The organism is Bradyrhizobium sp. MI1.4, assembly GCF_055811315.1.
In genome coordinates, this window is sequence record NZ_JBVVPP010000015.1 from 1 (window position 1) to 12,506 (window position 12,506).

The 12,506-nt window shown below is 57.6% G+C and carries 13 protein-coding genes and 1 pseudogene; 7 read left to right on the forward strand and 7 right to left on the reverse strand.

Annotated features, from left to right (window positions below; all coding sequences use genetic code 11):
- Positions 1-717: HlyD family secretion protein (locus tag AC0L23_RS18685; RefSeq protein WP_473357203.1), on the forward strand; the 717-nt coding region annotated here is incomplete at its 5' end.
- A 656-nt stretch (positions 718-1,373) separates the two neighbouring features.
- Entirely contained in the window at positions 1,374-1,742 is a 369-nt protein-coding gene (locus AC0L23_RS18690; protein WP_473357204.1) for a hypothetical protein, read from the forward strand.
- Between the two features lie 279 nt (positions 1,743-2,021).
- Here AC0L23_RS18690 and AC0L23_RS18695 read toward each other — a convergent pair whose 3' ends face one another.
- Positions 2,022-2,468: a hypothetical protein gene (locus AC0L23_RS18695; RefSeq protein ID WP_473357205.1), complete on the reverse strand. Its 447-nt coding sequence runs from the start codon at positions 2,466-2,468 to the stop codon at positions 2,022-2,024.
- A 792-nt stretch (positions 2,469-3,260) separates the two neighbouring features.
- On the opposite strand from AC0L23_RS18695, the gene AC0L23_RS18700 reads away from it, so the two are divergent.
- The gene (locus AC0L23_RS18700) at positions 3,261-3,515 is read left to right on the forward strand and encodes a hypothetical protein (RefSeq protein WP_473357206.1); all 255 of its coding nucleotides are present in this window, start codon (positions 3,261-3,263) and stop codon (positions 3,513-3,515) included.
- Positions 3,516-3,623: 108 nt separating this feature from the next.
- On the opposite strand, the gene AC0L23_RS18705 is transcribed toward AC0L23_RS18700, so the two are convergent.
- Positions 3,624-4,055, reverse strand: coding sequence for a DUF992 domain-containing protein (locus AC0L23_RS18705; protein WP_473357207.1), 432 nt, complete (start codon positions 4,053-4,055; stop codon positions 3,624-3,626).
- 414 nt (positions 4,056-4,469) lie between these two features.
- Here AC0L23_RS18705 and AC0L23_RS18710 point away from each other — a divergent pair.
- Positions 4,470-4,956: pseudogene (locus tag AC0L23_RS18710) on the forward strand (DUF1269 domain-containing protein).
- Positions 4,957-5,285: 329 nt separating this feature from the next.
- On the forward strand, positions 5,286-5,831 hold the full coding sequence (locus tag AC0L23_RS18715) for a DUF1003 domain-containing protein (protein ID WP_473357208.1): 546 nt from the start codon (positions 5,286-5,288) through the stop codon (positions 5,829-5,831).
- 424 nt (positions 5,832-6,255) lie between these two features.
- Here AC0L23_RS18715 and AC0L23_RS18720 read toward each other — a convergent pair whose 3' ends face one another.
- The 4 genes from AC0L23_RS18720 to AC0L23_RS18735 all read right to left on the reverse strand — a co-directional run bounded on the left by AC0L23_RS18720 (position 6,256) and on the right by AC0L23_RS18735 (position 10,065).
- On the reverse strand, positions 6,256-6,633 hold the full coding sequence (locus tag AC0L23_RS18720) for a response regulator (RefSeq protein ID WP_473357209.1): 378 nt from the start codon (positions 6,631-6,633) through the stop codon (positions 6,256-6,258).
- A gap of 76 nt (positions 6,634-6,709) precedes the next feature.
- Entirely contained in the window at positions 6,710-7,321 is a 612-nt protein-coding gene (locus AC0L23_RS18725) for a response regulator transcription factor (RefSeq protein WP_473357210.1), read from the reverse strand.
- Positions 7,322-9,388 (reverse strand): sensor histidine kinase, encoded by a 2,067-nt coding sequence (locus tag AC0L23_RS18730; protein ID WP_473357211.1) that lies wholly within the window; start codon positions 9,386-9,388, stop codon positions 7,322-7,324.
- 485 nt (positions 9,389-9,873) lie between these two features.
- Positions 9,874-10,065, reverse strand: coding sequence for a hypothetical protein (locus tag AC0L23_RS18735; RefSeq protein ID WP_473357212.1), 192 nt, complete (start codon positions 10,063-10,065; stop codon positions 9,874-9,876).
- A 161-nt stretch (positions 10,066-10,226) separates the two neighbouring features.
- On the opposite strand from AC0L23_RS18735, the gene AC0L23_RS18740 reads away from it, so the two are divergent.
- Positions 10,227-11,207: a helix-turn-helix domain-containing protein gene (locus AC0L23_RS18740; protein ID WP_473357213.1), complete on the forward strand. Its 981-nt coding sequence runs from the start codon at positions 10,227-10,229 to the stop codon at positions 11,205-11,207.
- A 202-nt stretch (positions 11,208-11,409) separates the two neighbouring features.
- Positions 11,410-12,168 carry an outer membrane protein assembly factor BamB family protein gene (locus AC0L23_RS18745; RefSeq protein ID WP_473357214.1) on the forward strand — a complete coding sequence of 253 codons (759 nt, stop codon included), beginning with the start codon at positions 11,410-11,412 and terminating at the stop codon, positions 12,166-12,168.
- 9 nt (positions 12,169-12,177) lie between these two features.
- Here the strand turns inward: AC0L23_RS18745 and AC0L23_RS18750 are convergent, their stop codons facing one another.
- Positions 12,178-12,456 carry a hypothetical protein gene (locus AC0L23_RS18750; RefSeq protein WP_473357215.1) on the reverse strand — a complete coding sequence of 93 codons (279 nt, stop codon included), beginning with the start codon at positions 12,454-12,456 and terminating at the stop codon, positions 12,178-12,180.
- Positions 12,457-12,506 lie beyond the last annotated feature (50 nt).

Genomic DNA, 12,506 nt, shown 5'->3' on the forward strand with positions numbered 1-12,506 from the left:
CGCGACATTGAAAAGCTCGGCGTGGCCGTCGCAGGTCGCCAGGGCACTCTCGACGCTGCAACCTCCTCGAGGCAATCGGCGAGGACGCGGCTTGACGCTTTGCTACCGGCGGAAAGGGCAAGCGCAGAGGCATCTCTGGCCGAAGCGCAAGTCGACCTGGATAAGACCTTTATTCGCGCTGGTGTCGATGGGCGCGTCGAGCAGTTCGGGCTAAGGCCAGGTGATATCGTCAATCCGATGATACGGTCCGCCGGCGTACTCATTCCGGAGGGCGCTGGTCGCCGCGCTCTCATGGCAGGCTTTGGGCAAATCGAGGCTCAGGTCATGAAGGTCGGAATGGTAGCCGAGGCCACCTGCATCTCCAAGCCGTGGACGATCATCCCGATGGTGGTGACCAGTGTGCAGGACTACATCGCGGCGGGCCAGTTCAGGGGGGGCGAACAACTGATCGAGGCGCAGCAGGTCGTCCGTCCGGGCACCATTCTCGTCTTCATGGAGCCAATCTACAAGGGCGGGCTAGAGGGCGTGACACCAGGCAGCAGCTGCATCGCAAACGCCTACACCAGCAATCACGATGTGATTGAGGCGAAAGAGACCGGCACCTTCAAGCGCTTTGCCCTACACGGGGTCGACGCCACCGGCATCGTGCACGCCATGTTGCTGCGCATTCAGGCGCTCGTGCTGCCTGTCAAGACCTTGGTGCTGAGCGGCCATTAAGGGCGCCTGGAGCTGCTCGATGAGGACCCGCGATCAACAAATCTTCTTCGATGCTGCTTCTGGCCTAGGCCTCAGCTGATCCATTCTGGTCGTCGGTGGGATGCCACTTCTGCGCTGAAAACGGAGGCAGTGACCTCGCACCTTATTTGATCTGCATCGGCGAGGCCGCAGCTTTTGATATGGCCTTCAGCAAGAGTGCCTACGAAAAGAGTCTGCGCAAATAAGCGATGCAGCCGGCATTCATCGCGCTGTTGGCAGGTACGCTCGTCGTTTGCGCTCATGAAGATGATGGGGACACTTTGATCCCAATGCCCCAAGCGGCCGACGCAAGGACGCTTGGACGAAGGTCCTAGCGAGCAGGCCTGATGTCGCGACAGCCTTCCGAATCCGATAAATCAGAGCCCTGACCAACGCGCTTGGGGGAGGTGCTCCGAATGTTTGGTGAGTGCGCGAATGACCTTCGCGAGATCATCGGGAAGATCGGTATGAAGATGAATTGAAGTGGATTTGGAATTTGCTTAAGTTGAGTTCTTCGCATTGACGCAAGGCAGTCCCCTGACGATGCGAGTTTTGCCGAAGTAGCATAGGCACGCAAATGCCGGCCGGTTACTATCGGTCGTGGCATCGGACCATGGTTCAAGCGCAAGGAGGAAGTCATGATGAATCTGAAAGTTCTTGGCGCGCTCGTTGTTGCGGCATCCGCCCTGTCCGGCTCTGCTGCGCTGGCGCAGGCGGCCCTCTCAAATCCGGACGAATGCCAAGCTGAATTCGCCAGCTGCACGGGTCTTGGAACCGGGAGTACCCCCACCACCGGCTATCGACATCGACAATCAACTCGGCGAACGGCGTATCGCCAGCCGGTGGCGGCGGACGCTACCGTCGGCAGCTGGGGCAATTCCTACGCCATGTCCGGCGAGATGGGCTGGCACGGCAACTGGAATCGGTACGCTGCCCGCAACGGCATCGTCTGCAGGCCCGGCACCTATTTCAAGGGCGCTGACGGTCTCCGGCATCTCTGTCAATAGGTCACCCACTCTAAGGCTAGAACAGACGGCCCTTTGCGGCCGTCTGTTTCATGTCGAGAGTGGCTCTCGTCTGGGCCAGCATGTAGGCAGGCAGGTCCTGTCTGCCAGCTGATGGCCGCCTCTGGCCCGTTACTGACGTGACCGCACAAGGCGCGACCGCCAGTTCGGGAAGGGTGAGCCGACCAACTCCTGCAAGCTGCGCGACGATTGCCTTTGATCCAACTGAGACATGAAGCTTTCATCGCGTCTCAGGCGATTGAACGCTATACAGTTCGAGGGCTACCGCGATGACGTACCCGCGGCCGAGTGCAATCGAGGGCTGTCCGATCGGTTGAGAAGCAGCCAAGCGCCAATGCCGAGTGTCGGATCGAGGAGCGCAAATGCCAGCAGAAAATGAGGAAAGACCCCCGCGATGGCTAAGGGTACGAGCGCCAATGGAACGAGCACCACTCTGTCCAATACGCTGGCGGCGACGATCCGTCTGCCGCCAGAGAGACCGCCGAATAAGTATAGCCAGCCAATGACCATCACGGTCATACCCAGCACGCGGATGAGTGAAGCCTCATTTCCGACGAACGCCGCATCTCTGAAGATGGTCTGCACTATTCCTGGCCAAAAAAGAACCAATGCTCCGCCCCCCAAATAGATTAAACCGTTCATTGCCGTATATTTTGATGTGATCGCCTGATCGAATGGCCGCTCAAGAAGATCCATGATGAGTGACATATTGTACCCTCCCCTTTGTAACTCTTGCTGATGAAGTTTCTGGCCCGGTAAGAGCCTCCCGTTCTCAACACGATTGGGGCAGGCTCTGGCAATGCAGATATGCTGCAACCTCGTTGCTGTACTATGCGCTTCCGGCCGGTTTTAGGGGCAAATGATCTGGGTGCGGCAGCGTAGTTACTTGCTCTGGGACCAGACGGCGCAACGCTCCGCAGCGTCCAGCCGATCATATCCCGTCTACCCCTTTGAGGCACTGGTCCTCGTCGCACCTGACCGGCGAACTCAACGAAGCTACGACCTATCGCCGGCCTGTTTCTTCTCATGGCTGCAATCATACGTATACCAGGGGCATGGCCGACTACATTTTCGCAGGTTGAGTATTTTCGCATCAACCTATGCCGACAGCTTGTTGGTGCCGATTTCGCATAGCCAGAGGCGAAACCAGGCGGCAAACTTTGCGCGTGCGGATCAGATGCCGAAACTCTTTCTCCCAGATCGCCCCCGGACGGGACACGACTGGTGGCATCTCCATGTCCTCGACCGACGCGCTCCGATCTGAACAATGAGCTCGCCATGAAATTTCGAAGATTCGCGGCCGGATTTACCGCAATTTTGGTTGGGGCGACGACAATGGCTCAAGGAAATGCAGTGCCCCTCTTGCAGCCGGGCGCTTCGTTCAAGGCCGCCGTTTCGTCCGGCGCCGAGCCGGCAGCCGCGCGCCGGTCCGTCGCTGTGCGGGGTCCGCACGGCGGCATGGCAGCCCGTACGAACGTTGTTCGTCCAGGAGCCCGGCCGGTGCATCCGATTGCGCGCCCGGGCGTACGGCCCGGCGCAAAGCCCGTTCATCCGATCGCACGTCCCGGCCGTCCCTGGGTGCGTCCGCCGTACTACACATGGCGTCCAGGCGGTGCGATCGCCGCCGGAGCGGCGTTGGGTTTCGTGGCCGCAAGCGCCGCGGTCGCCTATGCAGGCGCGCCCCCGGTGCCCGGCTATTGCTGGTACTACACCGATTTCAGCCGGACGCAGGGTTTCTGGGACGTTTGCCCGTAAGAGCCCGCACGTCGGACACGGCGACAGTTGCGCTTGCAGCGTTGCTGCCCTAGCGCCGATTGCCTGGATTCACGGCGCGAATGCATGACGTTGGCAGTGAAATGTTCGTTAATCGGGCCATAGCGGAAGGACCAATTCCATACGGCTAGGACAACTTTGGGCGGAGCTTAAGAACAGAAATGCCAAGGGCGACTTTGACGGCAGCCGATCCCCCCAACGAGACCGGCTGTAGGGCGAAGGTGCGTCCCGACCGCCGATGAGGACATTGGTTGAAACACCAGGGATGATCCCGAGGTCGCCTGAAGCGCCAACATATTCTCCGGCCAGGGCGCCCGCAGGTCTGCCAGGCGTTGATGCGAACACAGCCCATTCGAATGCGCCGCCCGCCGCGGTCCTGATGACGTCGAGCCCGACCATATTGATGGCTCCTTCGTAGGCTTGAGGACTTCCTGCACTCTGCGCGAACGACCACTGCATCGACTCGTGGCCGGTGATTATGAAGCCAACGTTGGGATCGAGTAAGCATCTTAGCATGCCCACCTTAGTCCAAGGGGCCGGCGCTTAAGCGTTGGCAGGTGCGGCAAGCACGGCAATACACGCGAACGCGATCAAGTATCGCTTGAACATTTGCGACCTCTTCAACCGACGTTCCTCGCCGAGTATAGCCCTTTTCATGCGGTGCGCCACTGCAATGCACGCCGCAGAGATCGCGTCGCACGAACTAGCGGCTCGGCGTCACTTAAATGCGCGCCGTGACCATGCCGCAAACAAGACAACGCCATGGGATCGTGCCAAGCGGAGGCCAGCGGCTTGTGGCTGCACGGCGAAATCAGCGAGAAGATTATGAAACGTAGATCCGATGAGCGTGCCGTTTTCGCATAGCGTGAGGCTACTGTATCCGCAAAATATTTGTGGGCAGCCGATCAATCCCGGGGGGCTACAGGAGCGGAGCAGATGAGTGATCTTGTTGTGATTGCGTTCCCCACCGAGGCCAAGGAGGAGGAAGTTGGCCAGAAATTGTTGGCCATGCAGAAAGAGTATTTGATCGAGCTCGGTGATGATCGCCGTGAAGGATAGCAAAGGACACCTCAAACTGAATTAACTGGACAGCACCACAACAACCGGTGCGGTTACTGGCGCATTTTGGGCTCGTTGATTGGTCTGATCTTTTTGATGCTACTGGCTGACGCTGCTCTTGGCGCAGCGTCGGGCGCCCTCGGTGTATTTGACTGACAAAGTGGATGAAAGAGACTGGCGCCGCCGTTCAATTTGGATCTGCGGCGCTCTTCGTGCTGATGCGCAAGGCACTGGAGACAAGGTTCTTGACCGCCTCAAAGGCGAAGGCGGCACGATCCTCAACACTTCTCTTGACCACACCAAGGAAGCTGCCCTGCAAGCGGCCTTGGCTGAGGTTAAGGCGGCGGTACCGGTTGCCTCCTGAATGGCCCTCGCCGCCGCAGCTACCTTGAACCCTACCTTGGCGCAAGCCGGGTTTATCGCGGCCATGTATCTAACAAGTAATCACCGGGCTGAGAAATAGATGGACCAGCTTTCAAAGCGCGACTGGCTCGAGGTGCTTTGTTCGCATTCGTCAATTAGGGACGGCGGTTGTAATCCGGAACGGATTTAGTCGCTAAAAAAGCCGGCGAGAAGTTGTTCTCCTTATCGCCTGGACGCGCCAAATTCTCGCCGACCTTAATGCCGCGAACACATATCCATCGAATCACTCAGGGAGCCGCCTCGCAAAACTACCTTAGGGAGTGGGAAACCATGACGACGAACGAGATCGCTTCGAATGCAGGCCATGTAGTAAAAACAACGGAGTCTAATTCCGATTTTTTTAGATTCCATGCGCCTCATCTGCACCTAAGCTCACTTTACGGCGAAGATTGGTTTGCTCTAAAGGCAGAAGCTTTTGCTCGCTTTTTTGGAACACCCGCCTTTCTGGTTATTCAGACCATCATCGTGGCGATCTGGATTTTTGTCAATGTTCTGGGATTGGCCCACTTCGATGTTTATCCATTCATCCTTCTAAACCTCGCTTTCAGTTTGCAGGCTGCGTACGCAGCACCACTCATACTTCTGGCCCAGACGCGTCAAGCCGACCGTGACAAAGCGCACGCAGAAGCCGACGCACAACATCGAGAGGACATCGCTCGGGCAAGCGCGGAGAGACAAACGTCGATGACCGCTCAGACAACAATACTTGTCGAAATGCTAAACCAGAACACGCAACTAACCCAAAGTATCAAGGCTCTAACCGAAAGATTGGAGAGCCTGACACTCGAGGTGCACAAGAAAATCGGCGTCGCGTAGGCGCGCCAAGGAATCATTGCGACAGAAGTTGGCTTCGGGCCTTAGATCGATATGTTGGCAACAAGGCTGGCAAGCACGCGATGATTTTAATGGAGCAGACATTTGCGGCCGCCCGTCGAGCTCGGGCACATGCTACGACCTGCGGCCCTCGAGCTCAGGATGCTCGCGGTGGTGTTAATCTAACGGTGTCCCGACTCTTTCGTTTGCCATCTTTCCTCTCGCCTCTAGGTCGCTCAGCGACAATGGCGTGACGGGGCAAACATAAGCGAGTCGAATCCGCCGCGAGTCTCAAGGGCGTTGAAAACCCGAAATCGGAAACTAAGTTTTCTTCGCGACAACCAAGTCGCGGCGCGGTTAAGCCCTTAACAGATGTCGGAGTAGCCTGCTTTCCCGCCAAGATCGCCGACTGGCTATGGACAGAAGCTTACGTCTTGGTATTCGTCGCGGTTTCGATGGCGACCAGCAGAGATGCAGATTGCAGCGGCTTGGTAAGGAAAGTCGCGCAGCCGGCGGCTTCGCAGCGTTCGCGAGCGCTGGCCTCGTTGTGAGCCGTGATGACGATGGTGGGAATCCGGACCCCTGAGCGAGTGAGTTGGTGCTGAAGCTCAAGGCCGCTCAGTTCGGGCATCTGCAAGTCCACGATCAGGCACACTGGTGGTCCGAGCGGCAGGCTGGCTAGAAAGTCCCGAGCAGAGGTGTATGTCCTGACCTGGAGCGCGCGTGCTCTTAACAAGCGCTCGAGAGCCCTCAGCACAGAAGGGTCGTCATCGACGATCGCGATCCAGCCCGAGTTGTCTCCCATGGTGGCACTATGGGCGTCAGCGGGGTGGCCTGTCGAGTTGGCCCTTGGACCAACATTGCCCCTCATCCCACTCGGACTAGATCCGTGCTTTTTCCGTCAACCTCACGAGGTCCGCCACCGAGCGTACCCCGAGTTTCATCATCACCCGCCCGCGGTGCACCTTGATCGTCTTCTCCGCAGTACCGAGGTTCCCCGCGATCTGCTTGTTGAGGCGGCCGGCGACTACCTGGGTCATAACTTCGCGCTCCCGCGGTGTCAGCATCGCGAGTCGTACGTTGATCTCGTTGATTTCAGCGATAGCGACACGGGTCGCCGCATCGTGTTTCTCGGCTCGCGCGATTGCAGCCAACAATTCTGTTTCCTTAACCGGCTTGGTCAGGAAGTCGATCGCGCCCGCACGCATCGCGCGGACACTGGTCGGTATGTCGCCCTTGCCAGTCAGGAAGATGATTGGCCTTTGCGAACCTGCTGCAGTCAAGGTCTGCTGCAACTCTAGCCCATTCAATTCCGGCATCGACACATCGAGGATCGCACAGCCGGGTACCGATCCATCGTGTTCGGCCAGAAACATCGGCGCAGACGTAAATGCCTTGAGACCGAAGTTTCGCGCCCGTAACAGCCGCGACAACGCATTCAGCACCCTCGTGTCATCATCAACAAGAAAAATCGTGAACGCGGGATCTTTCATTTAAGCCTCCGCAAGGACTTCTTGCGTTGGCAGCAATATGGTGGCGACGACGCCACCAGTACTGTCATTCGCCACGACAATCTTGCCTCCATGCGCTTCAATGATGGTCGAGCAGATCGTCAGTCCAAGTCCAAGGCCATGGTTCTTTGTGGTGAAGAAAGGCTCGAACAGTCTGTCTGCCTGGGCAACCTCGATCCCTGGTCCCCGATCTCTGACGAAAACCTCAATGCAGCCCTGCGTTGCCCGGCTAGAGATCGTGATTATCCTCGTCCCCTCGGTCGAAGCCATCGCGTCCATCGCGTTCACGAGAAGGTTTAGCAGAACTTGCTGCAATTGGACGGCATCGCCTAAGAGATGAGGCAAAGCGGCCGCAAGATCCACATTGACCACAATGCGGCGATCGATCATTTCGCTCCGAAGCAACGCGACCGTCTGATCGATCAGTGCGTTCATACTGACCGATTCCAGCTCCGCCCGGCCTTTCTTCAGCAGGCTTCGCAGCCGATGAATGACATCGCCCGCCCGGTTAACATCTTGCACAACATCCTGCAGCGCGTCTCGAACCTCCGCGACGTTGGGGGGATCGTCACCCAGCAGATAGAGCGCCGCCTGCGCGTTCGATAAGATCGCAGTGAGGGGCTGGTTAACTTCGTGCGCGATCGCGCCGGAGAGCTCACCCAGAACGGAAACCCTCATCAAGTGCGCGACTTCCTGTCGTTGCAACTCCGCTTCGGCCTCAACGGCCTTTTGTTCGGTGACATCAACGAAGATTCCGCTAAATCGGTTCGGAGCTCCATGGTCGTCAGGGCGCACACGCGTCCGGATGCTGATCCACCGGACCCGCCCTTCTGCTATAACACGAACTCGCGTTACGGCAGGTTCCCCGGGATTCCTAATTTGGCGGATCGCGGCGAGTGCGACCTCGCGATCGTCAGGGTGTACGACCTCCAAAAACGCATCGCGAGTAAGCGGCAGGTCTCCCGGGAGTCCGAACATTGCTCGGCAATGCTCAGTCGTCCACATTTCGTTGGTCGTTCCATCAAACTGCCATAGGCCCACATTCACCGAAGCCGCGGTGAAGCTCATTCGCTCCTCGCTTTCCTTGAGCGAGATCTCAGCTTGATGGCGCCGACGTCGTTGGAACAGCAATGCGACGACGAAAGAGGCCTGCAATCCGACAATCATGATCGTGCTCAGTACGAGGTAGCGATGCTCACTCCAGAGAGTCGGCTCCTTGAAGAGCACGATGCTGCCGAGCGGAAGGTCACTTTCTTTGAGGCCCCACTTCTTCATAGCCCGCGCATCAGTACGGAAGGCGGGCTTGGGATTGGATCTGGGAGGTACCTTTGTCACCTCGGCACCCGAAAGTATATCAAGGGCCATGTCAGCTGCAGTTATGCCCAACGATTCGAAAGTGTCTGTGTACCCTCCAACGATCCCGGCGCCGATATAGGTATCGAATATCCCATAGACCGGAGCGGCGGAAGCTTTGGCCACAGCGGCAGCCACGTCTCTTGGGATGAAGCGTTTGCCGTCGCGATCTGCGAAAAAGGTTAGCATCATGACAATGCTGTCTCTTGGCAGCTGCGAAACATCGCGCAGCAATTCCGCGTGTGTGAGGTTAGACCAGTAGAGCACCTCAGACGCGGCATTTTGGCTCTCAATCGCAGTGCGTGCGATTTCACGCCAGCGCAGATCGACGGCATCGGTCCCGCTAATGACCACTAAGCGACGTGCCTGGGGCTGAAGCCGTTCTGCAAGCTCAAGTGTCTTTCCAGGGTAGGAGTTATTGATTACGCCGGTGATGTCTGGGGGAAGCTGCAGCGCTTCGTAAGTCGACCGGGTGACATCCGAAAATACGACGGGAACCGCGGGGCCGACCACGTCGCGATACTTCAGGATAAAAGGTATCGCTGAGACACCGATTACGAACAGAAGGTCAAAATGTACGCCGGCGTATTTCTCGCGAAGGAAATTGGCCATTCGTGAGGCGTGGGCCTCATCCGGACGTCGGGCCAAATCCAAATATTCGGCGTCGATTTCAATCCGCTCGGCAGAACGTTCCAACAAGCGCTTCCGGACCGCATCCGAAACAATTGCCGTAGCTGGGAACGTATAATTGTATGAGTGAAGAACTAAGACCCGCCGCGATGCATCTTCAGCCTGAGATTGCGCGATGAGAATCCAAGGCGCGAAAAGAATCAGCAGAAATACGCCACGCCAAAAACGGGCGTACCTAACAGCCGGCCAACCACCCCGATCGCAGGCTTTCACGGCGCTCGTCCATTCGACACTTGGGCGAGGATAGAGCATTCATTCGGGAACTGTCGAGTGGTGAACTCGGCTTGAGGCCGTGGCTGGAGTAAGCCGCACCGGATCAGAGCCCAAATTCATGCCTCAAGTCCTTGGCGGAACTGCCACTGTGGGACCTTGGTCCAATTCAGCGAGGCGCTTTGGCCGAATATCTTCTGCACGCAGATACCTTCGCTGCGGCGCGGCGGCACACCCGCACTCCACAGCGAGCGTGAAGATCACGATCCACTCTTGATCCATCAATTCACGTTCCGGGCGACCAAACGCTTCATTCTCGCAAGATGGCGATAGCAATGCGCCAAATTTACTATTTTAAGTTGTTTTTGACCTGCCGGCAGTGCGGCAGCTTCTTCGGTCAGTGCGTCGGCGAGTTCGTCGCACTCGTCTGCTGTCAGGTTAATCGGCTGCTCTGGCTCGGTGCCCATAACCATCCCCGACCCCTTCAGACCTTAAGGGAAAGGGCCTTGCAAGTCTATTAGTGGTGGCAGCCAGATCGCTTAGTTGGAGCCCGCCGCCGAGCCGCTAGACCCAACCGTCCGATAAGAACACGCCGCCACACCAAAGCCTTGTGCCGAAAACTGCGGAGGAGAAGATGGATCGGAGTGCGACGCTCAGCTTTGAAGATCCACTTTGTTACCAGGCGGCGATCACCACTGCGGATTTTGAGGTGCTACCCACGTCGGGCTTTTCGTTTAGAGCGGAGCTGACCAAGGTCCGCCTGGGTGAGTTATTGCTGCAACGCTTCTTCCACAATTTGCCCACGATCAACACCGGGTTCATCAAGCCCGGACGCAGCGCTTTTACGTTCCTGACGTCATCGTCGCCAGCCAGTATGCGGCACTGCGGGATGGAAGTTTCGTCTGGGAACATTATCGTCAATGACAGCGACGAGATACACCAGCAGACCGAGGCCGAGTTTCGTCTGGGATCGATATCTCTTGAGATGTGCAAACTTAATGCGGCTTGCCAAGTCATAGCCGGTTGCGACTTGTTTTCGAGCTCTTCGCAAAGGCAGCTTGTTCGGCCAGACGCTGCTATGATGTCACGGCTGCTGAACCTGCATGAGATAGTGGGCCAAATCGCTGCGAGCGCGCCTGAGATTCTTGTCGTGAACGAGGCGGCGCGCTCGTTGGAGAACCAGTTCATCCATCTATTAGTCAGGTGTCTGACCGAGAGCGCCTCTAGTCAATCCATTAACTGCGGCCTGCGTCAGGCTCGGATAATCGCAAAATTCCATGAATATCTCGAAGCTAACCCAAACGTGCCGCTTTATTTAGGAGACATATGCGGAGCGATCGGAGCTGCGGAACGCAGCCTTCGCGCCGCCTGCGAAACACATCTCGGTATGGGTCCTATCCGCTACCTCGCGCTGAGGAGAATGCACCTTGTTCGCCGTGCACTCTTGCGAGCCGGTTCTTCCTCGACAACGGTGACGAGAATTGCCGTGGAGCACGGATTCTGGGAGCTGGGGCGCTTCTCCGTGAATTACCGCGCGATGTTTGGGGAAACGCCTTCCGCTACGTTGTTCCGAGCCACCGCGAGACCGGCTCTTCGGATGGCCGATGTGGCGTGAGCGCGAGTTGAAGCCGGCCAAAACAACCCGACGCGGTAAGCGGCTGGTGCCGCGCGACCAGGCCAATCGTCTTGGTTCAGCGCCGCGGGACCAAGCGCGCGCCGAAATCGGCGAGCAGGAAAGCGCGGGCGATCCACAGCTCGGTTCCCCCTAATGCGATCAACGTCAATGCCGGCTGGCGGCAACCCGGTACCGGCTTGTTGTGCAGCAGCCGCCCTATGGCGGAATTCGCGCGATCGATCTGAAGACCGGCAAGACGCTGTGGGATCGTCCGTTAGGTGAAGCCCGGACGAACGGCCCGTTCGGGACCGTCGATGCTGCCGACACGATCGGCACGCCCAACAATGGCGGCGCGGTCGTGACCGCCGGCGGACTTATCTTCATCGCAGCGACGACGGACAATCTGATCCGTGCCATCAACATCAAGACCGGAAAAACCATTTGGAAGGATGTGCTTCCTGCCGGCGGCCAGGCCACGCCGATCAGCTATGAGGCCAGCGACCGCCAGTACCTCGTGATCACGGGCGAGCGGTCATCATTGCATGGAGACGCCGATCGGCCATTCCATGGATCGAGACCCCGACCGGTGTCCCTTTCGATTCGCCGATCCAAGAAGGTCTCATCAACTCGCCGGCATCACAGCGCCTGGCGATCTAGCCGGTTCGCATATTCCCGTTTTCCTGAGCGACTATTTGGAGGAGAGCCTAATCCGAACTCCCTGACCGGATTTCTCGTCCGGAAAAATGAATTCTATGCCGGCTTTCTCGAAGCCAGATCTGATGGCCTTCAGGGCATTCCTTCGACGCAGATCTTTGGAGGAGAGGTCGTCCTCGGCTTCCAATTTCGAGATCGTCCGCTGGCTAAGCTCTGCCAATTTGGCTGCTCCTGCCGGATCGAGACCGAGCAGTCCCCTTGCTGCACGGATCATCGTCGAAGTCAGCATCTCCTCCTGGTCCAATAAGGAATGACTTCATCGCGAAATGAAATTCCGGTACGCCGCCGCTCCTTCGTCGATGTCGTAGCAACTACAAACAGCGAGTGGCAACTGCTCGTCTTGGTCGAACAATTCTATCGAAAACAGCGGCGTCGCGCCGAGATCGATTTGCGAACACTCAAGCATACGAACCTCGTAATTTCCGATACGCGCGAGTGAAACCAGTTTCGCAGCGCCATCCGGAATACACAAGAGCTTGATATACGCCTGTGCTATCCGCGATTTGCTGAACTCGATGTCAGATGCATTGCACACGATCAGTCCCGGAATGTCTGAATGCTTGTTACTTTCATCACCGCAGCCAA

What these genes read in the sequence shown, in the direction of transcription:
- AC0L23_RS18740 (WP_473357213.1), top strand. Translation starts at nt 10,227, where the DNA reads ATGGATCGGAGTGCGACGCTCAGCTTTGAAGATCCACTTTGTTACCAG.
- AC0L23_RS18720 (WP_473357209.1), bottom strand. Translation starts at nt 6,633, where the DNA reads ATGGGAGACAACTCGGGCTGGATCGCGATCGTCGATGACGACCCTTCT.
- AC0L23_RS18735 (WP_473357212.1), bottom strand. Translation starts at nt 10,065, where the DNA reads ATGGTTATGGGCACCGAGCCAGAGCAGCCGATTAACCTGACAGCAGAC.
- AC0L23_RS18725 (WP_473357210.1), bottom strand. Translation starts at nt 7,321, where the DNA reads ATGAAAGATCCCGCGTTCACGATTTTTCTTGTTGATGATGACACGAGG.
- AC0L23_RS18695 (WP_473357205.1), bottom strand. Translation starts at nt 2,468, where the DNA reads ATGTCACTCATCATGGATCTTCTTGAGCGGCCATTCGATCAGGCGATC.
- AC0L23_RS18715 (WP_473357208.1), top strand. Translation starts at nt 5,286, where the DNA reads ATGACGACGAACGAGATCGCTTCGAATGCAGGCCATGTAGTAAAAACA.
- AC0L23_RS18690 (WP_473357204.1), top strand. Translation starts at nt 1,374, where the DNA reads ATGATGAATCTGAAAGTTCTTGGCGCGCTCGTTGTTGCGGCATCCGCC.